The organism is Acidobacteriota bacterium (assembly GCA_039030395.1).
In the GTDB taxonomy this organism is placed as follows: domain Bacteria; phylum Acidobacteriota; class Thermoanaerobaculia; order Multivoradales; family JBCCEF01; genus JBCCEF01.
In genome coordinates this window covers 149,260-173,342 of record JBCCEF010000010.1, presented here as the reverse complement: position 1 = coordinate 173,342, position 24,083 = coordinate 149,260, and the positions used below count along the sequence as shown (strand labels likewise).

Annotated in this window: 22 protein-coding genes and 1 tRNA gene; 11 read left to right on the top strand and 12 right to left on the bottom strand. The window is 68.0% G+C overall.

The genetic code is table 11. The annotated features are described in order from the left end of the window. The coding region (locus AAF481_11955; protein MEM7481879.1) for a hypothetical protein at positions 1–449 on the top strand (449 nt) is incomplete at its 5' end. 95 nt (positions 450–544) lie between these two features. Next, entirely contained in the window at positions 545–922 is a 378-nt protein-coding gene (locus AAF481_11950) for a hypothetical protein (GenBank protein MEM7481878.1), read from the top strand. An 804-nt stretch (positions 923–1,726) separates the two neighbouring features. Here the strand turns inward: AAF481_11950 and AAF481_11945 are convergent. The 3 genes from AAF481_11945 to AAF481_11935 all read right to left on the bottom strand — a co-directional run bounded on the left by AAF481_11945 (position 1,727) and on the right by AAF481_11935 (position 4,384). Further along, positions 1,727–1,803, bottom strand: a tRNA-Arg gene (locus AAF481_11945). A gap of 71 nt (positions 1,804–1,874) precedes the next feature. Further along, entirely contained in the window at positions 1,875–2,876 is a 1,002-nt protein-coding gene (locus tag AAF481_11940) for a hypothetical protein (GenBank protein MEM7481877.1), read from the bottom strand. 164 nt (positions 2,877–3,040) lie between these two features. Then, entirely contained in the window at positions 3,041–4,384 is a 1,344-nt protein-coding gene (locus AAF481_11935; protein ID MEM7481876.1) for an adenylosuccinate synthase, read from the bottom strand. A 378-nt stretch (positions 4,385–4,762) separates the two neighbouring features. Here AAF481_11935 and ccsA point away from each other — a divergent pair, with 378 nt between their 5' ends. The 5 genes from ccsA to AAF481_11910 all read left to right on the top strand — a co-directional run bounded on the left by ccsA (position 4,763) and on the right by AAF481_11910 (position 9,613). Beyond that, the gene (gene ccsA, locus AAF481_11930) at positions 4,763–5,548 is read left to right on the top strand and encodes a cytochrome c biogenesis protein CcsA (protein MEM7481875.1); all 786 of its coding nucleotides are present in this window, start codon (positions 4,763–4,765) and stop codon (positions 5,546–5,548) included. A gap of 12 nt (positions 5,549–5,560) precedes the next feature. Continuing rightward, entirely contained in the window at positions 5,561–6,814 is a 1,254-nt protein-coding gene (gene hemA, locus AAF481_11925) for a glutamyl-tRNA reductase (protein MEM7481874.1), read from the top strand. 66 nt (positions 6,815–6,880) lie between these two features. After that, complete coding sequence (gene hemC / locus AAF481_11920; protein ID MEM7481873.1) at positions 6,881–7,834, top strand: hydroxymethylbilane synthase; 954 nt, start codon at positions 6,881–6,883, stop codon at positions 7,832–7,834. Continuing rightward, positions 7,831–8,595, top strand: a complete 765-nt coding sequence (locus tag AAF481_11915) for a uroporphyrinogen-III synthase (protein MEM7481872.1) — start codon at positions 7,831–7,833, stop codon at positions 8,593–8,595. The genes hemC and AAF481_11915 overlap by 4 nt, the downstream gene beginning before the upstream one ends. Positions 8,596–8,869: 274 nt before the next feature. After that, entirely contained in the window at positions 8,870–9,613 is a 744-nt protein-coding gene (locus AAF481_11910; protein MEM7481871.1) for a formate/nitrite transporter family protein, read from the top strand. Positions 9,614–9,722: 109 nt separating this feature from the next. Here the strand turns inward: AAF481_11910 and AAF481_11905 are convergent, their stop codons facing one another. From AAF481_11905 to AAF481_11875, 7 genes are all read right to left on the bottom strand, one after another. Next, positions 9,723–11,282 carry an AbgT family transporter gene (locus AAF481_11905; GenBank protein MEM7481870.1) on the bottom strand — a complete coding sequence of 520 codons (1,560 nt, stop codon included), beginning with the start codon at positions 11,280–11,282 and terminating at the stop codon, positions 9,723–9,725. 48 nt (positions 11,283–11,330) lie between these two features. Continuing rightward, entirely contained in the window at positions 11,331–11,957 is a 627-nt protein-coding gene (locus AAF481_11900; GenBank protein MEM7481869.1) for a hypothetical protein, read from the bottom strand. Between the two features lie 10 nt (positions 11,958–11,967). Further along, a complete protein-coding gene (locus AAF481_11895) occupies positions 11,968–12,339 on the bottom strand; it encodes a hypothetical protein (protein ID MEM7481868.1) in 372 nt (123 codons plus the stop codon). Positions 12,340–12,526: 187 nt separating this feature from the next. Further along, entirely contained in the window at positions 12,527–14,392 is a 1,866-nt protein-coding gene (locus AAF481_11890) for an HD domain-containing phosphohydrolase (GenBank protein ID MEM7481867.1), read from the bottom strand. A gap of 162 nt (positions 14,393–14,554) precedes the next feature. Beyond that, positions 14,555–15,664 carry a 3-dehydroquinate synthase gene (gene aroB, locus AAF481_11885; protein ID MEM7481866.1) on the bottom strand — a complete coding sequence of 370 codons (1,110 nt, stop codon included), beginning with the start codon at positions 15,662–15,664 and terminating at the stop codon, positions 14,555–14,557. Continuing rightward, positions 15,661–16,935 (bottom strand): histidine--tRNA ligase, encoded by a 1,275-nt coding sequence (hisS, locus tag AAF481_11880; GenBank protein MEM7481865.1) that lies wholly within the window; start codon positions 16,933–16,935, stop codon positions 15,661–15,663. The genes aroB and hisS overlap by 4 nt, the downstream gene beginning before the upstream one ends. After that, positions 16,932–17,474: a gamma carbonic anhydrase family protein gene (locus AAF481_11875; GenBank protein MEM7481864.1), complete on the bottom strand. Its 543-nt coding sequence runs from the start codon at positions 17,472–17,474 to the stop codon at positions 16,932–16,934. Before AAF481_11875 ends, hisS begins: the two co-directional genes overlap by 4 nt. A gap of 65 nt (positions 17,475–17,539) precedes the next feature. Here AAF481_11875 and AAF481_11870 point away from each other — a divergent pair, with 65 nt between their 5' ends. From AAF481_11870 to AAF481_11860, 3 genes are read left to right on the top strand one after another with little or no spacing between them, the layout of a single operon-like run. Then, entirely contained in the window at positions 17,540–18,301 is a 762-nt protein-coding gene (locus tag AAF481_11870) for a glycosyltransferase family 2 protein (GenBank protein MEM7481863.1), read from the top strand. Next, positions 18,298–18,747, top strand: coding sequence for a thioesterase family protein (locus AAF481_11865; GenBank protein ID MEM7481862.1), 450 nt, complete (start codon positions 18,298–18,300; stop codon positions 18,745–18,747). Before AAF481_11870 ends, AAF481_11865 begins: the two co-directional genes overlap by 4 nt. Further along, a complete protein-coding gene (locus AAF481_11860; GenBank protein ID MEM7481861.1) occupies positions 18,744–21,278 on the top strand; it encodes a hypothetical protein in 2,535 nt (844 codons plus the stop codon). Before AAF481_11865 ends, AAF481_11860 begins: the two co-directional genes overlap by 4 nt. Here AAF481_11860 and AAF481_11855 read toward each other — a convergent pair. Then, positions 21,275–21,730: a DUF6572 domain-containing protein gene (locus AAF481_11855; GenBank protein MEM7481860.1), complete on the bottom strand. Its 456-nt coding sequence runs from the start codon at positions 21,728–21,730 to the stop codon at positions 21,275–21,277. The two genes, AAF481_11860 and AAF481_11855, sit on opposite strands and share 4 nt — an antisense overlap. Positions 21,731–21,812: 82 nt before the next feature. On the opposite strand from AAF481_11855, the gene aroC reads away from it, so the two are divergent. Beyond that, on the top strand, positions 21,813–22,994 hold the full coding sequence (gene aroC / locus AAF481_11850) for a chorismate synthase (protein ID MEM7481859.1): 1,182 nt from the start codon (positions 21,813–21,815) through the stop codon (positions 22,992–22,994). Here aroC and AAF481_11845 read toward each other — a convergent pair. After that, positions 22,991–24,031 (bottom strand): putative sulfate exporter family transporter, encoded by a 1,041-nt coding sequence (locus AAF481_11845; protein ID MEM7481858.1) that lies wholly within the window; start codon positions 24,029–24,031, stop codon positions 22,991–22,993. The genes aroC and AAF481_11845 overlap by 4 nt on opposite strands. Positions 24,032–24,083: the final 52 nt, after the last annotated feature.

Genomic DNA, 24,083 nt, shown 5'->3' with positions numbered 1-24,083 from the left:
TTTCCCTGGCGCGAGGGGACTGTGTGGGGGCTGCTCTCTCGGCGGCATCGGCGATTCCCTTCGCCGGATACGCTGCAACGGGTGTCAAGGTCGGAAGAAGGGGGTTAAAATTACTGGATGAGGGAGTGGAAGTCCCAAGGGCAACAACTGTTCTCGGGCATGCTGGTCGGAATGGCGCCCCCGGCTACGTCGAGATGGCCGACGCGATCGGTGCTCGCAGGTTCGCGATTCCCGATGAGATATGGCGGGGGATGACGGCCGCCGAGCAGTGGGCGGCCAACCAGCGATTCCTCGACCGCATGATCCTGCGCGGGGACGACATCGTCCTCTCGACTCCGGCAGGAGAGGCATGGCCCGGGAGCTTCTTCGCACGCGAGTTGGAGTACCTCGCTGGCAAGGGCTACACAGTGAGCCCGGATGGTGTTCGGCTGCTGCCGCCCGCCAGGTAAGGAAGAAACAGGTCGTGAGTTCGTCCTCTTTGCGCGAGAAAGCTGAGCAGGAACTGAGCGACGCTGGATTCGGACCGGCGACGCTCGAACGAGAGATGCACAACGAGGACCAATTCGGGAACGCCGAAGCGGTCTTCAGCATCGGCAGCCTTCGTTTGCGGTTCTTGCGCGACCGAGGCCAGGACTTCCTCGAGCTGGGCTCGCGGGCCGAACCCGAGCAATTCTTCCTGGTCGACGATGTCGAGGTGGCGATGGGCTGGAAGACGGTGGAGGGCGTGCTCACCAAGCAACACCCTGACGATCTTCGGGATGTACTCGCTCGAGTTGGGGCGAAGCGGAAGGAACTTGAACATGCGTTCTCATTGTCGAACTGGCCGAACTCGGCTCGGCGCTTCGAGTCCGCGGCGAAGAAGCGTGGAGAGCTTTTTCTACGTCGGCTTCAACAGCTGGCGAAGCCGACCCAACCCAACTAGGTGCCACCCGAATGTCAACCTCAAACGAATCAATGGCTTAGCGCGGGAATCGATCTCCACCGTTGGAGCACCAATTGACGTGCGAGCCGGGCAAGGCGCTCAAGCTCTTCAACTACCTGGCCGCCCTGATCCCCAGCTTGCAGATGCCAAGCAGGTGCGCTTTGTCGCTCAGTTCTTCCGGCGAAATGGCCCTTCGCCTCAGTGACAGCGACGGAACCGGAATAACCCTGGACGAGGGTTGGAGCGCCTTCCTTCTCCACCATGCGATCCGTCGATCCACGCCCAAAGACGGCTTTCTGGGAAACACCTGAAGGAAACCGAAACGCCGCTTTGGCAGGCGTAGTCGCCCTCTCAGTAAAGTGGCCCTTGCAGCCGCCTTGGACCAGCGGAGAGGATGGGCGCAGACCGAGGCGACCACGGGCGAGGAAGGCATCCTGGCGGGCTACCTGTTCGGATCACCGTCCGCCGCCCTGTCCTTCGCCAACGGCGTCACAGGGACTCTCGGGTTCCTGTGGCCCGATGTGACGAGCCAGGTGACGATCGATGCATGCGGCGCTCTGGTGGTGTTGTCCTCGGCTCGGGCCGACTGGCCCCCGGCGAAGCTGTTCGACGGCGCCGACTGGATCGACGAGTTGGCCGGTAGGCTGGGAGGAGAAGGGACGGAACTAGAAGCGGCGCTGCAGTCAGAAGTCGGGAAGCCGAATCAGAGCCAACTGCTTACCATTTGCTTACCAATTCCCCATAGACGCCCAAATCATCACGTCGCAATGTTACGTCAAGCATCTAAAAGAAATAGACTTACAGTGGTGCGGCTAGGAGGACTCGAACCCCCGACCTAGAGTTTAGGAAACTCCCGCTCTATCCACCTGAGCTATAGCCGCAAGGGCGCCGATTATATGCGGTGTCATCGGCAGTGTCCCGGGCCGACGGCAGCCGCCCGGCAGCGAGGCCGTCAACCGGCGGGATCGCGGCTCGATGGGACCGTGACCAATTCGATCAGTCGGGCTTCCAGGGCCGGATCCGGGAGATGGGTCAGCAGCAGGCAGTCTTCGGACAGTCCCGCGGGACCCGCCACACCCGGCACGGCGAGGGCCTCGAGGTCCTGATGGGAGACTTCCTCCAGCTGGACCCTTCGCCCGGGCCAACCCACGAATAGTGCCCGCTCCTCCGAGCGCGGAGCTTCGGACAGCAGCTCCACGCGCTCGATCTCTACGCGGTGGCCCGAAAAGAGGGCTTCGATCCAGGGCCGATAGGCGCTGGAGAGGGAGATCCGGCCCGCCGCTTCCAGGACGATCCCGCTTTCGCCGAGGGCGCCGAGCAACCGCCGAGCCAGGGCCGGATCGTGCACCGCATGGTCCAGCCGGAGGAGGGCGTGACGCCGCCGGATGGGATGGCCCCGGCCGCTGGGCCAGAGGATCTTCGCGAGATCGGCGATGATCGGCCAGAGGGCCAACACCGCCGGCTCGCCAGCTGACTCGACCAAGGGACGGCTCGAGAGGAGTTCCTTGAGGGTTTCGACCAGATCGTTCAACCGCAAGGGCGGACCGATCCACACCCGGTCGGCACTTTCTTCACAGCGCACCACCCGGGACCCGCGGACATAGAGATGGGCCAGCCGAATCGATGGGCCGCCCTCGCGCGCCACTGCTCCGGGCGAAGCGAGCCCCACCCGCAGGCGCAACTCGGGATTCGCGAGCAGGTGTAGCGAGGCCAAAAAGTCTTGATCGGCGAGATCCTCGGCCGGACTCGCATCGGAGACGGGTAGCCCTCCTCCGCCAGCGGCGAAGGACGCCAGAGGGCTGGCCGAAACCGGTTCGAAGCCCCCGGCACGCCTCAGATCGGCCAAGACTTCCCGGCTGACGGCCCGGGGGGCAACGTCGAAGGGATCTACACGTTCCGGCGCGGCGCCCGTTGGCGAGGGCGGCGCCGGTACTGACGGCGAACTTCGGATCATAAAATCGCTCCTTGTCCTTCAGGTCTCCTCCTTGGCAGACCATCGAGCGAAAAATCAGGACTCTCTTCCTATCGAATTTAGATCCAAGTGTCAATTCTTCTATCGGTCCAATCATAAAATCCCAATTGGTTGAAAATTCGACAGCTCGAAGGGAAAACGGAGGCTTATTCGCCGACGGTGCGCTGAGCGAGAACGGCCGCCAGGCCCTCGCCGAACCAGCCGGCGAGCCTGCCCTGCTGGTCGACGATGGTCTCTTCCCGGCGGGGGCCGGTGGAGATGAGATCGACGCGGGCATTGAGATCTTCCTCGATGAAGGCGATGTACTCCTGCGCCGCGGCGGGCAGATCTTCGCGGCACAGAATGCCGACGGTTCTCTGCCGCCATCCCGGGAAGCTGCGGTACACCGGTTCGGCCCTCTCCAGGTCGCGCTGCCCGGACGGGAAACCTCGCCGTTGCTCGCCGTCGATCCGGTAGGCGGTGCACACCTTGATCTCGTCGAGATCGTCGAGCACGTCGAGCTTGGTCAGGGCGATGGACTCGATGCCGTTGAGCATCCGGCTGTAGCGGCCAGCCACCAGATCCAGCCAACCGCAGCGCCGAGGGCGACCGGTGGTGGTGCCGAATTCGTTGCCCCGGGAGCGCAGGAACTCGCCGGAGTCGTCATGGAGTTCCGTCACGAAGGGACCCGCGCCGACGCGGGTGGTGTAGGCCTTGAGCACGCCGATAGCGCCGTTGAGGGCGGTCGGCGCGACCCCGGCGCCGGTGGCCGCAGCGCCGGTGGTGCAGCTCGAACTGGTGACGAACGGATAGGTGCCGTGGGCCAGATCGAGCAGGGTGCCCTGCGCCCCTTCGAAGAGCACGGACGAGCCCGCAGCCAGCCAATCCCCGAGGAGTTGCTCCGTATCTGCGAGGCGAGGGGCCAGCCGCTCTCCCCAACTCCGGCATTGATCGAGCAACGCCGAAGCGTCGGACTTCGCCGTATCTCCCAGGTCCGCCAGTTGCCCGTCCACCCGATCCAGCAGCAAGCCGAGGAGGTCTTCGAGATCCGGCGCCAGCAGATCGATCAGCCGTAGGCCATAGCGACCGGCCCGGCTCTCGTAGGCGGGACCGATGCCGCGCGAGGTGGTGCCGATGGCCCGTTCGCCGCGCGCCCGCTCGCGCGCCTGATCGAGGCGCGCGTGGCAGGGCAAGAGGGCCGTCGCGCGATTCGACAGAAACAAACGGCCGGCATCCTCGATGCCACCGGCGCGCAGTTTTTCCAGCTCGCTGAAGAAGGCGTCCGGGGCGATGACCATGCCGCTGCCGAGGACGCAGCGGGTGTCCGCATGCAGGATGCCCGAGGGAATCAGGTGCAGAGAGAAGTGCTGATCCCCGAACTTCACCGTGTGGCCGGCGTTGTGGCCGCCCTGGAAGCGGGCCACCGTATCGAAGGCCGGGCAGATCAGATCGACGATCTTGCCCTTCCCTTCGTCCCCCCACTGCATGCCGATGATGACGACGTTGGCCATGGATCTCCTCGGAAGACTCAACCACTTTTCGCGAAACGCGGATGCTAGCAGGTTGCTGAAAACCTAGGCTACCTTTTCGACAGCCTGCTCCGAGCCCGAAGGCTGGGCGTCCCCGGAGCGAGGCGGCGCCGGAGGCGCCGAGGACGGGGTGAGCCCGAAAGTCAGTACTTTCTTTCGGACGAGGGGGCGCTCAGCCCCCAAGAGAGCCAGCTAGCAGGGAAACCGAAACAATAGGCCGAAGGCCTTTTTCAGCAACCTGCTAGCATGCCAGCAGGGCCGACATGTCCGGCCTTGAGGTCCCCTACCGGCACCTTCTGGGGGGGACACTAGGAGCCGACTCTGAACCTGTTCCTCGACGCCTCGACCGTTCTCCTGCCGGTGGCCTATCTGCTCGCCGCGGCGACCTACGGCGACCTCTTCTTCTCCGCCGATCGGAGATTCGAGGCCCTGGCGGCACCGGCGCTGCGCGCCACCGTGGGTCTGCACCTGGTGACCTTGATCGTGGTGACCCTGCGCTGGCGGCAACTGCCGGCGGTCACCGTGGCACAGGTGCTGTCGATCATCGCCTTCGCGGTGGCGGCGGTGTACCTGTTTGTCGAGTGGCGCGGACGCGAGCGGTCGACGGGCTTCTGGCTGGTGTCCCTGGCCTTCCTGTTCCAGCTTCTCGCCTCGCTCTTGCGGGATCCGGCGCCGCCGGATCGCGAGCTGTTCCACAATCCGCTCTTCGCCACCCATGTCTCCCTGGCGCTCCTGGGCTACGCCGCCTTCGTCGTCGCCGCCGGCTATGGCTTTCTCTTTCTGCGTCTGTACCGAGAACTCAAAATCGGCCGCTTCTCCACTTTCTTCGGCAAGCTGCCGCCCCTCGAAGTGCTGGAGACGATGATGGCCGGCGCCCTGGCGGTGGGCTTCATGGCCTTCACCGGCGCCGTCGGTCTGGGCGTGTTCTGGGCCGAGCAGCGCCTTCAGGTGAGCTGGATCCAGGATCCGCAGATCCTCACCACCATCGCCACCTGGGCGTTCTACGGGGTCGTGCTGTTGCTGCGCCGATTGGGCCGCTGGCAGGGTCGCCAGACCGCCATCGGCAGTCTCATCGGGTTTGTCGCTATCCTGTCGTCGCTCCTCGCCGTTCGGCTGTTCCTGTCGGACTTCCACGGCACTCTTTAGGGATCTCGCACGGTGGCTTCTTCCCTCCCCATCCTGCTGGTCGGCACCGACCACCGCAACGCGCCCATCGAACTGCGCGAAAAGGTCAGCTACGGCGCCGACGAGGCCGAAAGAACCCTGGTCCACCTGCTCGCTCGCGAGGAAATCGCCGAGGCCTACCTGCTCTCCACCTGCAACCGTACGGAGGTCTACGTTGTCGCCCAGGGCTACGATTCCGCCTACCGGACCGCCGCCGAGGTGGTGTTTGTGAAGCGCGAGGCACAGCTTGAAGAACTGGGCCATCTCTATGTCCAGCGGGGCGACCAGGCGGCCCGTCACCTGCTGCGGGTGGCGAGCGGGCTGGAATCGATGGTGCTCGGCGAACCGGAGATCCTCGGCCAGGTGAAGACCGCCGCCGGTTTGGCCGAGTCCATCGGCGCCGCCGGACCGCTGCTCCAGAAGCTCCAGCGCTACGCCGCCCGCGCCGGCGCCCGGGCGCGGTCCGAAACGGCGATCGGAACCGGCGCCGTCTCCCTCGGCTACGCCACCGTGGAGCTGGCGAGAGTCATCTTCGATCGGCTGGGCGATCTGCGCATTCTGATCGTCGGTGCCGGCGAGACAGCGCGCCTAGTGGCCCGCAATCTGATCGACAAGGGAGCTTCCCGGGTGCGCCTCGCCAACCGCGGCCAGGAACGCGCCGCGGCCCTCCGGGCCGAGTTGCCGACGATCGAGATCGTACCCTTCGGGGACCTCGCCGCCCAGGCCAATGACTCGGACCTGCTGGTGACCACCACCTCGGCGGACGAATCGCTGCTCTCCCAGGAGGACCTGCCGGTGCGCCGCTCGCGGCCGTTGCTGGTGGTCGACCTCGGGGTGCCGCGCAATGTGGAACCCGCCGTCGGCCGCCTGGAAAACGTCTTCCTCCACACGGTGGATTCCCTGGAAACTCTCATCCAAAAGAACCTCAAGCGGCGGCGCGAAGAGGTCGCCAAAGTCGAAGAGTTGATCGAGGAGGAGCTGGCGCAATACCTCGGCTGGGCTAGGGGGTTGGCCGCCGAGCCGATGATCGAGCAACTCCAGAAGAAGGCCGAGGCGATTCGCCAGCGGGAACTCCTCGTCGCCCAGGCCCGTTTCCCGACGGAGCTGCATGACGAAGTGGACCGCCTCACCCGCTCCCTGGTCCGCAAGATCCTCCACAACCCGAGCGCTCACCTGCGCGGCCAGGGGCGCACCGAGGGTGAGCTGGAGTTGATTCGAGAGTTGTTCCGCCTCGACGGCGACGAATAGCTGCGAGAGCGTATGTGCCTGCATCTGCGCTCTCTCGCCTTGCCTAATCTCAAGGACAACGTCTGAATGCCGCCACGCCAACTTCGTTTGGGTACCCGCCAAAGCGCTCTCGCTCTGGCCCAGTCGGGTCTAGTGGCGAGGGCGTTGGAAGGGCGCATCGCGGGCTTGAACGTCGAGCTGGTGCCGATCGTCACGCGCGGCGATCGCTGGCCCGGCGACCTCGCCGAAGTCGGCGGCAAGGGATGGTTCACCGAAGAGCTGGAGGCGGACCTCCTCGCCGACCGGCTGGACCTCGCCGTCCACAGCCTCAAGGATCTACCGGTCACCCTGCCGCAGGGCCTGGCGATCGCCGCGTTTCCGCCACGGGCGGATGCACGGGATGTACTGGTGAGCGACCTGGCGGATGATCTCGCCGGCCTGCCGGCGGGATCGGTCTTGCTCACCGGTTCGCTGCGCCGGCGCGCCCAGATCCTCCGCCATCGGCCCGATCTGGTGGTCGAACCGGTGCGGGGAAATGTCGACACGCGGCTCGAAAAGTGGCGCAGCCAGAAAGCGGCTGGAGTCATTCTCGCCGCCGCCGGCCTTGCCCGGCTAGGCGTTGGCGGAATCCCTGCCCACCCCCTCCCTCCGGCAGTGGTGCAACCGGCGCCGGGCCAGGGCACCCTCGCCATCGAGGTGCGCGCCGGCTCCCCGGCGGAAGACCTTTGCCGACGCCTGAACGATCCAGAAACGGCCCTCGCCGCCGCCGCCGAGCGGGCCGTGGTGGCGGCCTTCGGCGGCGACTGCACCCTGCCGCTGTCGGCCTGGGCTCGCCGCGAGGAGAGCACTTTCCGCCTCGACGCCCGCTTGACCACCCCGGACGGCCGGCGCGAGGCGCGAGGCGGCGCTTCGACCGCCGCGGTCGATCCCGCATCGCTCGACCTCGCCACCCTGGCCGACGCCTGTGTCGCCGCCCTGCGGAAAGACGGCGCGGAAGACGTGTTGCGCGCCCTCGGCCGAGCCCCCCTGCAACCTTCGTGAAGCCTCTCGCCGGCGTTCGCGTCGTCGTCACCCGGGCCGCTTCGCAGTCCGCTGAATGGGTCGCGGCCTTCCGGCGGGCCGGCGCCGAAGTCGCAGCCTTGCCCCTGCTGGAAATCCTGCCGCCGGCAAACCCGGCAGAACTCGCAGCGGCCGCCGACCTAGCCCGGCGGGCTCCCTTCGACTGGTGGGTGTTCACCTCCGCCAACGCGGTGCGGGCGTTCCTTCCCCTGCTGTCTCCGGAGGTCCCGCGCTCAGCCCTCTGCGCCGCCGTTGGGCCGGCCACCGAAGAAGCTCTGGAGGCGGCCGGAATCGGCGTTGACTGCCGACCGGCAACGGATCGGTCCCACGCCGAAGGACTCGTCCGGGCGCTGGCCCCGCGGGTCGCCGGGAAACGGGTCCTGGTGCCCCTGGCGGAGGATGCTCGCCCGACGATGGTCGACGGCCTGCAGCGGGCCGGTGCAGAGGTCTTGCCGGTGGTGGCCTATCGCAAGACAATGCCCGCCGATGCCGGTGCCCAGGCGGCGCGCCTCTTCGCCTCACCACCATGGGGTTGGGTCACCGTCACCAGCCCGCGCCTGGCGCGCCACCTACGGCGGGTGCTCGGCGAGCGCTGGCATGAGGGTCGCTCCACCCTGCGGGCGGCGTCCATCGGTCCGCGGACCAGCGCCGCTCTCCGCGACCTCGGCCTGGATCCGGCGGCACAGGCGGTGGAGCCCAGCGCCGCCGGCCTGGTCGCCGCCGTCGTCGCCGCCCACCGCTAAACAGCCCTTCGGTTCGCCGCCGCCTTGGGCGGGACGACGCGCACACATCGATGATTGCAACAATTACAAATATACCACGATCAAGAATCGAAATTGGTCGATATTTCCTATCTTTCGCGCTTTGCTAAGCGGGTCCGTGCATTTCTTCCCAGATCATGAGATACTCCCAGCGGACCAGGTACATACCGGAGCTCTGGATCCCCTGCATCAACCGGAGGCGGGGTCCTTGAACACTTCCTGGTTCTTGCTCGTGATCTTTTGGAGGGAGAGCCTGATGTCTCAGCCGCTTGTAGATCGCTTCGTTTCGACTCGCACACCGATGGAGCAGACCACCGACCGGTGGGCAGCCGCCCTGCTCGGCGGAGCGGCCCTCGGCGGAGCGACGCTTTTAGCCTGCGCGATCCAGGGCTGGGGCGCCGGCCTGCTGCCGGCGGGTGCCCTGCGGCTGGCGTCGGCCCTCGCCTTCGGCCTCGTCCTGGCGCCCGTTCTGGCGGCCGGCGGTCGCCTGTTCGGCCGGTCGTGCAATGAAGACGACCGGCCCACCGAGCTGATCGACGGCCTGGGCGATCTCCTCGGCAACGCCTGCGGCGCCTTACTGGTGGCGGTTCCGGCCGGTTTGCTGCTTCGCATGGCCTTTGCCGGAGGCGGCCTGGAGGCCACCCTCGCCACCCTCGCCGAGGCGCGTAGCGATCCGCCCTTCGAAAGTCTCCTGCTGCGCGCCACTCTGTGCGGCGCCCTGATGGCGATCGGTCTCGAGAACTGGCGAGCGGGCGAACGCCTGATCGACCGCCTCGGCGGTTTTCTGCTGGCGATCCTGCCGATGGTGTTGCTGGGCTTTTCGCTGGTGGCGGTGGACCTGCTGGTGCTGCCGATGACCCTGCTGATGGAGGGCAGCATCCACTCGGCGCAGTGGATTCCCAGCCTCTTCCCGGTGATGTGGGGCAACCTGATGGGTGCGGCGATGGTGGCGGCGTTTTTCGGACGCCGGGACCAGCCGCGCGCCGCGGCGGCGAGCTGAGAAGATCGCCAACTCCTAGCCGGCCAGCCTAGGCCATCCCCCAAAAGAATCGAGGCGAACCCACCGGCGGGTTCGCCTCGAAACGCCTCAGCCCAATCGTCCCTGTGCCCTACGGATAGGTGTAAGGCGCCTGCAGGCCGAGGGGTAGGCCGAAAATACCCCAGTAGACCAGCAGGAAGACCGTCCAGGTGATCAAGAAGACCACCGAGTACGGCAGCATCATCGAGACCATCGTGCCGATTCCGGTGTTCTTCACCCAGCGCTGGCAGAACACCACCACCAGTGGGAAATAGGGCATCAGCGGGGTGATGATGTTGGTGGTCGAATCACCCACCCGGTAGGCCGCCTGGGTCAGTTCCGGCGAAATGCCGAGCTGCATCAGCATCGGCACGAAGATCGGCGCCAGCAATGCCCACTTGGCGGAGGAGGATCCCACCAGTAGATTGACCACCGCCGCCAGCAGGATGATGCCGACGATGGTGACCTGCGTCGGCAAGCCGAGAGCCTGCAGGAATGAGGCACCCTTCAGGGCGACCAGGGCGCCCAAGTTCGAACTCCCGAAGGCGGCGATGAAGAGGGCGGCGAAGAACACCATCACGATGTAGTAGCTCATCGTGCCCATCGCCTTGCTCATTCCCTCGATGATGTCGCGGCTGCTCTCGACGGTGCCGGCGACGTAGCCGTAGATCACGCCGGGCAGCAGAAAGAACAAAAAGATCAGCGGCACGATGGACTGCATCAGCGGCGCCGTAAAGGCGGTGATATCACCGTCCGGCGAGCGCATCGACGAGGTCACCGGCAGCACCCACAGGAAGAGCAAGACGCATCCCAAGAAGACCGAGGCGAGGGCCACCAGCAGGCCCTTGCGCTCCTTGGCGTCCAGCCGCTCCATCTGCGGTATGTCGTCGCCCTCCTCCAGCTCCACCGGCGTCGAAGCGAGGCGCGGTTCCACCACCTTGTCCGTCAGGAACCAGCCGACGAGCACCACCAGCACCGTGGAAGCGGCGGTGAAGGCCCAGTTGCACATCGGGTTGACCTCGCGCGCCGGGTCGATGATCTGAGCCGCCGCCTGGGTCAGTTCCTGGAGCAGCGGATCGATACCGGAGGGGATGAAATTGGCGCTGAACCCGCCGGACACGCCAGCGAATGCGGCGGCGATTCCGGCCAGCGGATGGCGGCCGGCGGCGTAGAAGATGACGCCCCCCAGCGGGATCACCAGCACATAGCCGGCGTCCGCCGCCGTGTGGCTGACGCAGGCCACCAGGATGAGCATCGGCGTCAGCAGCATCTTCGGGGTGAAGCCCAGGAGCCCCTTCAAACCGGCGTTGATGAAGCCGGTGTGCTCCGCCACGCCGACGCCCAGAAGCGCCACCAGCACCACCCCCAGCGGAGGGAAACTGGCAAAGGTCGCGACCATGTTGGCGAGGAAGGCCGCCAGGGCCGGGCCGGTGAGCAGGTTGTTGATGATGATCGACTCGCCGGTGCGGGGATCGATGTCCGCGAACTGGGTTCCCGACAAGAACCACGAGGCGATCCAAACGATGAACAGACCGAAGACGAAGATCAGCGCGGGATCGGGCAGCTTGTTGCCGGCCACTTCGATCCAGTTCAGGACACGGACGAGCCCCGACGGCCGAGCCGCGGGCTTGGCGGGATTGTTATCTGTCATGGTGCCCGGAGGATAGCTCAAAGGAGCCATCGGCGTCGATCGACACCGTCAACGGAAAAGCGCTCTCGCTCCGGCGACGATCCACCAGACACCGACCAAGCGGAAGATCCACAGCAGAATACGGATGCCGAGCAAGTAGAAGTTGTGGGCCGGGAACGGCACCGTGACGACCCCCTCCCCCTCCTCGCCCCACCAGGCTCCCAAGGCCGCGAACTGCACTGTCAGCCCCACCACCAGGCGGAACACCGCCGTCGCCCGCTCGACCGGCGCCGGGTAACCGAGGGCGGCGAAGAGCAAGCTGCCGAGCAAGAACAGCAGCGGCAGAAAGATGCCCAGCCGCAGCGGCCAGCGGAAGCGCTCGACCCAGCGCAGGAAGCGCTCCGCCGGCCGCCGGTGGCCGGCGCAGAAAACCGCCCGGAAGGGGTTGCCGCCGGCGGCGATCGGCAGAGCCTCGGGCTCGGCGCCGCCCTCCCTGGCGTTTCCCTCGTCAAGGCGGTTGCACCACAGGCATTGGTGCGGCCGCACCCGGGCCATGTAGGGCCGCGCCAGGAAGCGGTGGCCGATCATCAGCAAGACACCGGCGGCGAGGCTGCCACCCAGCGGCTCCGGATGGGCCACGAACAGGTATAGCACCAGCGGGATGAACAGGAACAGCAGAACGCCGACGAAGGTCATTGACGGACCGCTAGCGCTCGACGAAGACTTCGCGGCGCACTTCTTCGGCGGCCACGGCCAGGGCCCGCCGCGCCGGCGCCACCAGCACCGGCGGTTTCTGGATCAACGCCAGGGCATAGTCGTCCGGCAGCAGGCAGGCGTGGATGTGCAGACCGCCGCGAGCGATGTGGAGGATTCTCAAATCGCCGATCTCGGCGCCGGTGAGGGTCTGCCGAAGCTGCCGCAGGTAGATGCCGAGATAGGCGGCGACGATTTTCATGTCGTAGGGCGAGTACTCGGCGCAGGCGAGATCCACCGTCTCGCCGCTCTCGTCCAGAAACAGCACGCCGACGGCGCTATCCACGTTCGCCAACAGGTTGGCCATGGTGTACTCGAAGGGCATGGGTCAGCTCAGTCCTTCCTTCTCACCGACTTCGTCGCGAGAGGGCGTAGGCGCCTGCAGATGCAAGGATTTCGAGTTGCGAAGCGACGCAAGCGTCCCTGCAGTCCGTTGAGGAGCGGAGGGGCCGAAAAACACAGCAGATGTGGGTGCATACGTCCTCGTAGCAGAAGGTCGGTGAGATGGAACTTTAGCTAATCGTCGCGATGGTCTCGTCCGCGTCGTCGATGTCCTGAGGCGTCCAGATCTCCGGCGCCCTCACCGGCGCAAAGGCTCCCGAGTCGGGCCGATCCCAGGTCCCGCCGGGGCGCGGGATCTCACCCAGTTTGTGGGCCTTCAAGAACGCCGTTACCACCTTGGCGTCGAAGCGCGAACCGGCCAGCCGGGTGATCGTTTCCATCGCGAACTCGAGGGTGTAGGCCTGCTGGTAGGGCCGGTTGGTGGTGATGGCGTCGAAGGTGTCGGCGACGCACACGATACGCGCCTCCAGCGGAATCTCTTCGCCCCGCAGACCGTCCGGATAGCCGGAGCCGTTCCACGCTTCGTGGTGCCAGCGGATGGTGGGCACCGCATCGCGCAGCTGCTCGATCGGCGCCATGATCTCCGCTCCGATCACCGGATGGCGCTTCATCACTTCGAACTCGTCTTCCGTCAACACGCCGCCCTTGGTCAGGATGGAGTCGTCGATGCCGATCTTCCCCACGTCGTGGACCAGGGCGCCGATCCATACCGCATGGCGCCGCTCGTCGGACATGCCGAGGTGGCGGGCGATGATGCGGCTCACCTGGGCGACCCGTTCGGAGTGGCCCCGGGTGTAGGGATCCTTGGCGTCGATCGCCGCCGTGAGGGCCTTTACGGTGCCGATGAAGAGATCGCGATGGACTTTCGCCGCCCGCCGTAGCTGGCCGACGTAGACTTCCATCCCCTGGGCCATGCGATTGAAATTGCGCCCGAGATCCTCAAACTCGAAGGACAGTCCGTCGACCGCGATGCGTTCGTCGAAGCGGCCGTCGGCAATCTCCGCCGTCGCCGCCGCCATCCGCTCGATGGGCGGGCCGAAGCGGCGCGAGAAGCGCCAGCCGAAGAAGATCGCCAGCAGGATCAGCACCAGGGACGAGAGGGCGGTGCGCAGGATCATGCGATCCACCGAATCGAAAGCCCGGCCCAGCGGGCGCTGGGTCACCAGCGCCCAGCCGGCTTCTTCGATCGGGCTCATCCGCACCAGGAGATCCTGCCCTGCGCCATCGATCTCCGCCGAGTACTCTGAAGACAAGGCCATCGGCACGTCGCGAAAGTCCGCCACCGGCTGGGAGCGAGCAAGGGCCTCTTCCATCGCCGGCGTGGCGCCGCGGGACCACAGGATGTCACCGGCGGAGCCGATCAGAAAAACGCTCGAGCCCGCCGGCCGGTCGGCGCTCAAGTCGTCGAGTTCGTCGGATCCGTAGACCTCCCGCAGCGCGTCCAGGCGGATCAACGCTTCGACCACCAGCGCCGGCTCGGCCGCGTCGCGCAGAATCGGCACGCCGAGGACCGCCGCCGGAACGTCCTCGCCGGGCAGGCGCACCAGCTCGTAGACCACCTCGGAGCGGCTACGTACCCGGCGGAAGGTAGCGCGGAAGGCGTCTTCCACTCCCAGCGGCAGATCGCCACTGGCGAAGCTCGGTCCGCCGCCCTGCTCGTCGAGCACCCGCAGGGCGAGGATCTCCGGCCGCCGATCCGTCAAGCCGCGCAGGTAGGCCCGCACCCAACCCTGTCGCAGGGTCTCGTCGGTCCCCTGGCGCTCCGCCGCCAGCAAGCCGGCACCGAGCTGGGTCAGTTGCTGGCGGAGGCCGCTCAGGGAGGAATCCACACGTTGCGACAGCAGTCGTCCGGAGGAGGCCACGGCCACCCGCTCTTGCGATTCGAGAACGCTGCGGTTCTGCCGGATCAGCCAGGCGCTGTTGAGGAGGAGGGGGATGCTGCCGGAGAGCAGTAGCGCCAGGAACAGAACCTGCCCCAGTTTGAGGCGTCGGGCCTTCGGCGGCACCTGTGGCGCGGGATCCGAAGATTCGCTCAACATCGCCCCCGGAAGTCACACCGCGTGCTACCCCTGAACCCCACCACCATCGCCGTCAAGACGGATCCCTTCATGATCCCTAATGATACCGCATCGGCGGCTGCCCTCGGGGCGCCCACCGAGCCCTCCGGGTCTTCGCAAATCTCTGCGAAGGAAAGGTTTCTAGCCCGAAAGGGGACTGGCGAGAAAGTTTTCCAACTCACTTTCGACCAGGGCACTCGGCAGATCCGCCACCGCCTCGCCGCGACCGATGCGCCGCGGCAGCACCCACACCAGGCCGCCTTCGACGGCCTTCTTGTCGCGCCCCATCCGGCGCATCAGATCCGACGTCACCAGGCGTCCTCCGGACGGCAAATCCGGTAGATCGAAGGTCGCGAGCAGCGAGCGCAGCCTGGCCGCATCCTCCTCCGGCAGCCCCCGATGGCGGGCCAGGCGAAGGGCGAAGAGCATGCCGTAGGCCACCGCCTCGCCGTGGCGCAGGCCACGGTAGCCAAGGGCGCCTTCGAGGGCATGGCCGAGGGTGTGGCCGAAGTTGAGCAGGCGCCGCAACCCGCCCTCGGCGGGATCCCGCTCCACCACCTGGATCTTGGCGGCGGCGGCACCGGCCACCACCTCCACCAAGCGCTCCGGACGGCCCGTCAGCAGTTCCGGTAGCCCCTCCTCCACCTGCTGGAGCAGGGGTGGATCGAGCAGGTAGGCCATCTTCACCACTTCGACCAGGCCGGAGCGGAGCTCCGCCGGCGGCAGGGTCGACAACACCGCCGTGTCGCTGACCACCGCCGCCGGATGATGGAACAACCCCACGGTGTTCTTGCCGCCGGCGAGGTCGATCCCGGTCTTGCCGCCGATCGACGCATCGACCTGCGCCAGCAGGGTGGTCGGAAACTGCACGAACTCGATGCCGCGCAGGAAAGTGCCCGCCAGGAACCCTCCGAGGTCTCCGACGGAACCGCCGCCGAAGGCGATCAGCCGGCTGTCGCGCTTGCCGCCGGCTTCGAGCATGCGGTTCCACAGTCCGTCGGCCACGGAGACGGCCTTGGCCGCTTCTCCCTCGGGAACCTCCAGGTCGATGCGCCGCGCGACCCGGCGGTCGAGCCAGCGCAGCCGGCCGCCGTGGAGTCCGCGCACCCGCGGCGAGGTGATCACGAACACCGTGCGTCCCTCCAGCCACTCGGCCAGATGGTCGGCGCCGCGCTCCAGCTCTCCGGCGCCGACCACCAGCCGGGTCGTGCCGCCGGGATGGCGCAGCTTCAGGCGCCGCGGCGCGATCACGAGGCCGAATCTTCCGGCAGGGTCAGGCGCTCGGCGAGGCCCTCGGCGGTGTCCCGGAACTGCTCTCGGGTCTCCAGATCCTTGATCGTCAGACGGCCGCTCCCCAGTTCCTGTTCGCCGAGCAGCACCACATAGCGGGCGCCGGCCCGGGCGGCCCGTTTGAGGGCGCTCTTCATCGACCGCGCAGCGAGCTCCGGAACGGCCTCGACCCCGGCCGCGCGCAGGCCCTCGGCCACCACCAGGGCTTCGTCCGGCTCCACCCCGCCGATCGGCAGTACATAGACCGGCGGCGAGGCGGTGGCGGAACGCCTGAAGTCCTCCGGCAAGATATCGATCAACCGATCGAGACCGACGGCGAAGCCGATGCCCGGCACCTCGGGACCACCAAGGTCGGAGATCAAGCGGTCGTAGCGCCCGCCGCCGCACACCGCGTTCTGGGCGCCGAGGTCGCCGGAGACGATCTCGAACACCGTGCGGGTGTAGTAGTCGAGGCCGCGCACCAACCGATCGTCCACTTGATAGGCGGCGCCGAAGCGATCGAGTAGGCCGCAGAGGTCAGAAAAGTGCTGACGGGACTCAGCCGTCAAAAAACCCGCCAGCGGCGGCGCACCGGCCACCAGCTCCCGCTCCTGCGGCACCTTGGTGTCGAGAATGCGCAGCGGGTTCTCCCCCAGGCGTCGACGGCTGTCGGCCCCGAGGCGCTCCCGGTGGGGCCCGAAGTAGCTCCGTAGAGCCTCGCCGTAGGCCTGTCGCGAGGCCGCATCGCCGACGGTGTTGAGGCGCACCTCCAGATCCCGGAAACCGAGCTGCGAGAAGAAGCGCAGGAGCAGCAGGAGGATTTCCGCGTCGGACAGCGGGCCGTCGTCCCCCAGGGTCTCTGCACCGAGCTGATGGAACTGCCGATAGCGGCCCTTTTGCGGCCGCTCGTAGCGAAACTGCGGACCGAGGTAGAACAGCCGCACCGGCGACGGCCAGGAGGCCATACCGTGTTCGATAAAGGCGCGGGCGACGGCGGCGGTGTTCTCCGGCCGCAGGGTCACCGAGCGGCCCTTCTTGTCCTCGAAGGTGAACATCTCCTTGCCGACGATGTCCGTCGACTCGCCAACGCCGCGCACGAAAAGCTCCGTGGACTCGAGAATCGGAGTGCGGATCTCGCCGAAGCCGTAGGCCGTGAACACCCGGCGGGCGATCTCCTCGACGGCGGACCACAGGGCCGTTTCTGGCGGCAGGAGGTCGCGGGTGCCCTTGACGGTGCGCGGGATCTGACTCATCGGGTCGGCACTCTCTTGGCGGACTCTTCCAGCCGCCGGTAACGCTCCTTGAGCTGGACGTAGCGCTCCGCGATCGCCGGAATCTGCTCCCGCTCACGGTCCGACAGCGGGCGGGTCACCCGCGCCGGCATGCCCAGGGCAAGATGGCCGGACGGAATACGGTGCCCCGGCGCCACCAGGGCGCCGGCGCCGATCTGGGCGCCGGCCTCGACCACCGCGCCGTCGAGCACCCGCGCGCCGATACCGATCAACGCGCCGTCCTCGACGGTGCAGCCGTGGAGCACCGCGCCGTGGCCCACCACCACTCCGGAACCGATGTGCGTCGGGTGCGTTTCGTGGGTGACGTGGACGATCACCCCGTCCTGCAGATTGGTGCGCGCGCCGATGCGGATGAAGTTGACGTCGCCGCGCACCACCGTCTGAAACCAAAAGGAGCAATCTTCGCCGGCTTCGACATCGCCCATCACCTCGGCGGTGGGGGCGACGAAGGCGCCCTCCCCCAGGCTGGGCATCCGGCCGGCATAGGGATAGACGGGCATTTCCGGGTGGTTCCTGAAGGCGGATCTAGAAGCTTTTGACAGATTATGGGAGAGCAGATCCTAACATGCGGCAGGGCCAACCGTACCGTACAATCGCCAGCGTGGTGGCAACCCTGGACATCGTCATTCCCGCCCTCAACGAAGAGCCTTCGCTGCCCCTCGTGCTCGCCGACCTGGCGGCGCTGGCGGAGCCGCCGCGGCGGGTGGTGGTGGCCGACAACGGCTCAACGGACGGTACCGCACGGGTCGCCCGGGAGGCCGGGGCGACGGTGGTGCCGGCTCCCCGGCCGGGCTACGGCAGCGCCTGCCTGGCGGGCCTCTCCTACCTGCGGGCGAACGACCCACCGGACATCGTGGTGTTTCTCGACGCCGATTACTCCGACCACCCGGACGAACTCCCCACCGTGGTGGCGCCGATCCTCGCCGGCGATGCGGATCTGGTGATCGGCTCTCGGGCGCTGGGCGAGCGGGAGCGCGGTGCGCTGCTGCCCCAGGCGCGGGCCGGCAACCTCATCGCCTGCGGCCTGATCCGCCTGCTCTACGGGCACCGCTACACGGATCTCGGCCCCTTCCGGGCGATCCGCTGGTCCGCCCTCGAACGCCTCGAGATGAGTGACCCGGACTTCGGTTGGACGGCCGAGATGCAGGTCAAGGCGGTACGCCGGGGACTCCGCACCGCCGACGTGCCGGTCAGCTACCGGCGGCGAGTGGGCCGGTCGAAGATCACCGGTACCGTCAAGGGCACGGTGATGGCCGGCTACAAGATCCTGTGGACGGTGATGCGCCACGCCGGCCGCAGAGCCGAGAAAGGAGGACCTTCTCGATGACCGACCCCCAACCCCGAGACCGGCCCGCGGCGGTCGAGCACACGACCGAGGTCGAAGTGCGCTACGCCGAGACGGACCAGATGGGGGTGGTCCACCACGCCGAGTACATCGTCTGGTTCGAGCTGGCCCGCACCGGCCTGTGCGCCCGGAGCGGATGGCACTATGCCGAGATCGAAAAGCTCGGCTATCTGTTGATGGTCACCGGCGTCGAGATCTCCTACCGACGACCGGCCCGCTACGGCATGACGGTGGAAATCCGATGCCGCCTGACCCGCCAGGCGAGCCGCGGCTTGCGTTTTTCCTACGACATCCACCACCGGGGAGAGCGACTGGCGACGGGCACCACCCATCACATCTGGGTGGAGGCCGCCTCCGGCCGCCCCTGCCGCACGCCCGAGGAGCTGCGCGCGCCCTTCGCCCGCCTCGCCGGCCAGCCAGTGCCGTGACCGCCCCCCGCCGGATCCTCACCGTCCTCTGGCTGCCGCTCGCCCTCGGCGGCTGCGCCGAAGCGGTGATTCCGGCGATCCCCGAGGCCTTTCTGCGCGGCCATCAGGAGATCGCCGTCCAGCCGGACGGCACGGTGCTGCCGCGGGCCTTCGGCCGCCCCGCCCTCAGCCTGTGCTTCGACGCTCGGGAGATCGGCGGGGTCACCGATCGGCAGGGCTACCTCACCTTTGACGGTCGGACCGCCGGCAGCACGGCGCGCCCACCGGTGGCGGTGATGGGAAACACCGCCTGCTTCGAGGACCCGATGCCTTCGGCTCTCGACGCCGGACGCACCCTGCAGGTCTGCGGACAGGTGGTCGACCAGCGCACTGAACAGCGCTGGCTGTTGCCCTGTCAGTCCCTCCTCTTCGAAGGCGACGACGACATCTGGCAGGATCTCCACCGCCGGCTGCGCGCCATCCCCAGCGCTCACCCAGGAGATGCGAATGCCGTGGCGACGGATTTCGCAGCCTCCAGCGATGAGGCGCGAGACCTCGGCTTCCCGCTCCTCGCCCTGCGTTTCCGCGCTGCGGCGGCGGCCGCCGCCGGCGATCCGGTTCTGCCGGCGGATTCCCTGCCCGACTGGCTCGATCATCCGATAGCGGACGAGGTGGCCGTCGACCTACTGCTGCGCCAGGCAGAGAGCGAATTGGATCGGCCCGGCCGAGCCCTGCCGCTGCTGGCCGATGCCGAGCGCCGAGCCCTGCGCATCGCCTCCGTCCAGCGCATCGCCGTCGCCGCACACCGCACCACCCTGTTGAGACGCGCCGGCGCCCTCGGCGAGGCGTCGCACCTGCTCGGCACCGCCGTTGAAGACTGCGCCTCCTCGCCCTGCGACGCGGCGCGCTACCAGCGGACCCAGGGCCAGCTCGGCGCCCTCCTGCTGGCCGATCCGGACGCCGACGACGCCGCCCTGCGCGATGCCGAACGCAAGCTCGCCCGGGCGCTCGCCGGCCTTGCGGCGCGCGAGCAACCGCGCCTCGCCATCGAGTGGGTGCTCGGCCTGGCCCGGCTGCAGATTCGCTTGGGGAGGGACCCGGAGCCGGTCCTCGATCGCGCGCGTCGGATGCTTGCCGAACTGGAGCCGCGAGATCGAGCGCTGGAGGACGAAACGGACTGGATCGAGGCGCTCCAGGCCCTCATCCTGGGCCGCTCGGAGCGCGCCCTCACCCTCTGCCAGCGGATCAAGGAAAGCGCCGATCCGGATCTCGCGGCGAGGGCTCACGACTGCGTGGGTCGGGCACTGCGGGCCGAAGGCGACCCACGAGCCGCCTACAGCGCGTTTGCCGACGCCGTCGCCGGCCACGAATTCGCCGCCGCGGCGGGCCGTGCACCGCGCCTTGGGCCGCGGCAGCGAGCGGACGACTTCGCCCGCGCCGCTCGCCAGGCGGCGGAGCTGGGAAACGCCGCCGAGAGCTGGGACTTCTTGGAGCGCCTGGATCGCCTGGAAGAGAATGAACGCCGGGCCTACCGCTGCCGCGAGGAGCCCGGTTCGGTGGACCGCTGCCGGCCCGTCACGGAACTGGCCGAGGTCGACTTCCGGGCCATCGCTCTGCCGGAGGAAGTGTTGGTCCTCCAACATCTCTCGGACGGCTCGAAGGTGGTTCGTCGCCAGTCGCCGCAGATCCGGCGGGAGCTGGTGCGTAGCGCCGACGAGGTCGATCGAGCCTTGGCCGTCGGTTCTCTGCCGGACGCCGACTGGATCGAGCGAACCCTGCCCTTTGCCGAGGCCCTGTCGCCGGCTGCCGCGGCGGATCTGCCGCCGGTCACCACCTGGCGGCTGCACGGCGTGCTGGCGCGGGTGCCGCTAGCCGGCCTGCCGGTGGTCGGCGGCGACGAGCGTTGGTTGTTCGAGCGCACCGTGCCGATCCTCCAGCGAACCGGCAACTCCTCCTTCTCTCCGGACTCCGATCGCCGATCCGGCTCACCGGAACTGCTGTTCGTGATCGACCCCACGGGGGACCTGGAGGACGCCGATTACCGTGCCGCCCACTACCGTCGCGGCGTGCCGACGGCGATCGTCCTCGGCGGCGAGCGGGCGACCGTGGCGGCGGTCTTCGGCGAGCTGCGCCGCGGCCGCGCCCTGCACGCGGTCGCCCCGCTGGAGTTCGAAGCCGCCGCTCCATGGCTCAGCCGCCTGCGAGCAGCCGAAGGCACCCTGCCCTTCACCGACCTCGGCGTCAGCAACCTGCCGTTCGCCTATCTGGCGGAAGTCCACCAGAACGCGGACCGCCCGGGCGGCGGCGATACCCTCGGCGCGGCCCTCGCCCTGGCGCGCGAAGGGGTGCCCTGGGTGCTGGCGAAACGCGGCACCGCCGGCGCCGGCGCCGGTGAGACCCTGGTACGGGAACACGCCGATGCCTTCTACCGCGCCCTCGCCGCCGGCCGCTCCTTGCCGCAAGCCCACGGCGCCGCCCTGCGGGAACTGTCGTCCCGGCACTCACCGGTCGCCTGGGCGGCCTTCGAGCTGATTCGCGGCAGCAGTGGCTAGCGGTTCGTTTCCCAGGCCGCCGAGCGGGCGAAGGGGTCACCCACCGCGCGCACCACGAAACGGATACCGCGGGAGGCGGCAAAGCGGCCAGCGGCCTCCAGGAAGGGAGCCTGGGGCTCGCCGGGCTCGTCGGCGCAGTCCAGGCGAATACCCACCGGCAGGCCGGCGTAGTCCGGATACTGCTGCCCGAGATGGCCATCGAGCACGTAGTCGAAGTAGCTGTTGAGCTTGTCCTCAAGCTGCTGGAGCTGGTTCTTGACGGCGTCCGGGTCGGCGGATTCCCAGGGACGCCCTTCGAGGATCGACAGCATCACCTCGCCCAGTTCGTGATCTAGGCCAATGAGGTCCACGATGCGCGGGTTCTGGACCCCGCGGGCCTCGTACTCGGGCTCGCCGGCAGCTTCCTCGCCGACGATCTCCAGGGACTTCTTTGGACCTTCCGAATCGACCACGATCTTCCTCCTCGGCGGATGCTATCTCACCCCGGCCGGTCGCCCACGCGAGCGCCGCGCGGCGCGGATATCCTTCCCCGCCATGCGCCGACTCCAGCTCACCACCGGCGGCGAAAGCCACGGCCCCGGCCTGACCGTGCTGCTGACCGGCATGCCCGCCGGCGTGCCGGTGGACCTCGCCATTCTCGAGTCGGACATGCGCCGCCGCATGCACGGCTACGGCCGCGGCCGCCGCATGCAGATCGAGGTGGACCGGGCGGAGATCCGCGGCGGGGTGCGCAATTCCGAAACCCTGGGCTCGCCGATCGCCCTGTGGATCGAGAACCGCGACTGGAAGAACTGGCAGACCATCATGAACCCAGGCGCGACGGACCCGCACATGTCCGGCAAGCGGCGGCTGCACTCGCCGCGGCCAGGCCATGTGGACCTGGCCGGCGGTATCAAATACCACCGGCGCGACCTGCGCGACGTACTGGAGCGGGCCTCCGCCCGGGAAACCGCCGGCCGGGTGGCCGCCGGCGCCTTCGCCCGCATGCTCCTCTCGCAGCTAGGGATCGAGATCAAGAGCGGGGTGCGCTCCCTCGGGCCGATCGGCGCCGGCCGGCCGACGCCGACCTGGGAAGAGATCTGCCGGGTGGACGACGAATCGCCGCTCCGCGCCATCGACCGCCACCTCGAAGACGAGATGGTCGCCTTGGTCGACCGCACCAAGGGGGAGGGCGACACCCTGGGCGGCGCCGTCACGGTAATCGCCCGGGGCGTTCCCATCGGCCTCGGCTCCCACGTGCAGTGGAACGAGAAGCTCGATGGCCGCCTGGCTCAGGCGGTGATGTCCGTGCCCGCGGTGAAGGCGGTGGAGATCGGCTCCGCCCTGGCGGCCAGCGCCGGACCCGGCAGCCAGGCCCACGACGCCATCGAGCGCACCGAAGACGGCTGGCACCGCCCCACCAACCGCGCCGGCGGCACCGAAGGCGGCGTCACCAACGGCGCCGACATCGTCGTCACCGCCTATAAGAAGCCCATCGCCACCCTGCGCACCGGCCTGCCCTCCGTCGATATCGACACCATGGAGCCGCACACCTCGCAGTACGAGAGGAGCGACGTCACCGCCCTACCGGCGGCCGGCGTCATCGCCGAAGCGATGGTCGCTCTGGTGTTGGCGGACGCGTTGATCGAGAAGCTGGGCGGGGATTCCTTCGCGGAGCTGCTGGCCCACCTCACGGCGACCCGCGAACTGCAGCGGGACTGGCCGCCAGGGTCCTAGCCCACCGGGCCGATCCAGGAAATCCAGGCGAGCGCCGCCAGCGAAGTGACCGTCGCCGCCGCGAAGCCGACCAGCAGCGGCCCGGGTCCGGTGCGCCGCATGGCGGCGAAGCGGGTGGAGAGGCCTACTCCGGCCAAGGCGACCAGAATGAGCAGTTTGGAGGCGCCGGTGAAGACCACCACCCAGTCGAACCCGGTGGCGGCGGTGAGCGCATCGAAGGCTCCGAAGGTGGAGAGTAGCGCCATCGCCACGAAGCCCAGCACGAAGGGCGGCAAGGACTGTTTCACCCGCTTTGTCCAGGACGCCTCACCGGCTCCCGCCGCCGCCCTGAACATCAGCCCCATGGCGACGATCACCGGCCCCATCAAGGCGTTGCGGGTGAGCTTGACGGCGGTCGCGACCTGGCCGGCCTCCGGCGAGACGGCGAAGCCGGCGGCGACCACTTGAGAGGTGTCGTTGACGGCGGTGCCGGCCCAGGTACCGAAGGCCGCGTCGGAGAGCCCCACCCACACTCCGAGGAGCGGATAGACGAACACCGCTAGAGTGCCGAACAGGGTGTTGGTGGCCACGGCGAAGCTCACCTCGTCGTCTTCGGCGCCGATCACCGGCGCCACCGCCGCGATGGCCGAGTTGCCGCAGACGGCAGTACCCACTCCGATCAGGGTCGCCAGGCGGCGGGAAACTCCGACGGCGCGCCCGAGCCCCCAACAGGCGACGAGGGCGAGGGTCATCAGGCAGATGATCAACAGCACCGCCCGGCCGCCGATGGCGGCCACCTGCTGAAAGGACAGACGCGCCCCCAACAGGACGATGGCGATGCGCAGCAGGGTATGGAAGCTGAAGCGAAGGCCGGGCTGGGTCCAGCAGGGCAAGAACCCGCTATTACCGACCAGGAGACCGAGCAGCACCGCCAGGATGACCGCCCCCAGCACGTCCCCAAAGGCAACCGGCAAGAGGCCGTGGAGGAATGAGGCGATCGCCGCCACCGCCACCGCCACCAGCACTCCGGGAAGGATCTTGCTCAGAGAAAGGAACATCGGCGGAAGCTACCAGAGAGGAGGCGACCGGACCAATAGGCTCGCCGTTTTC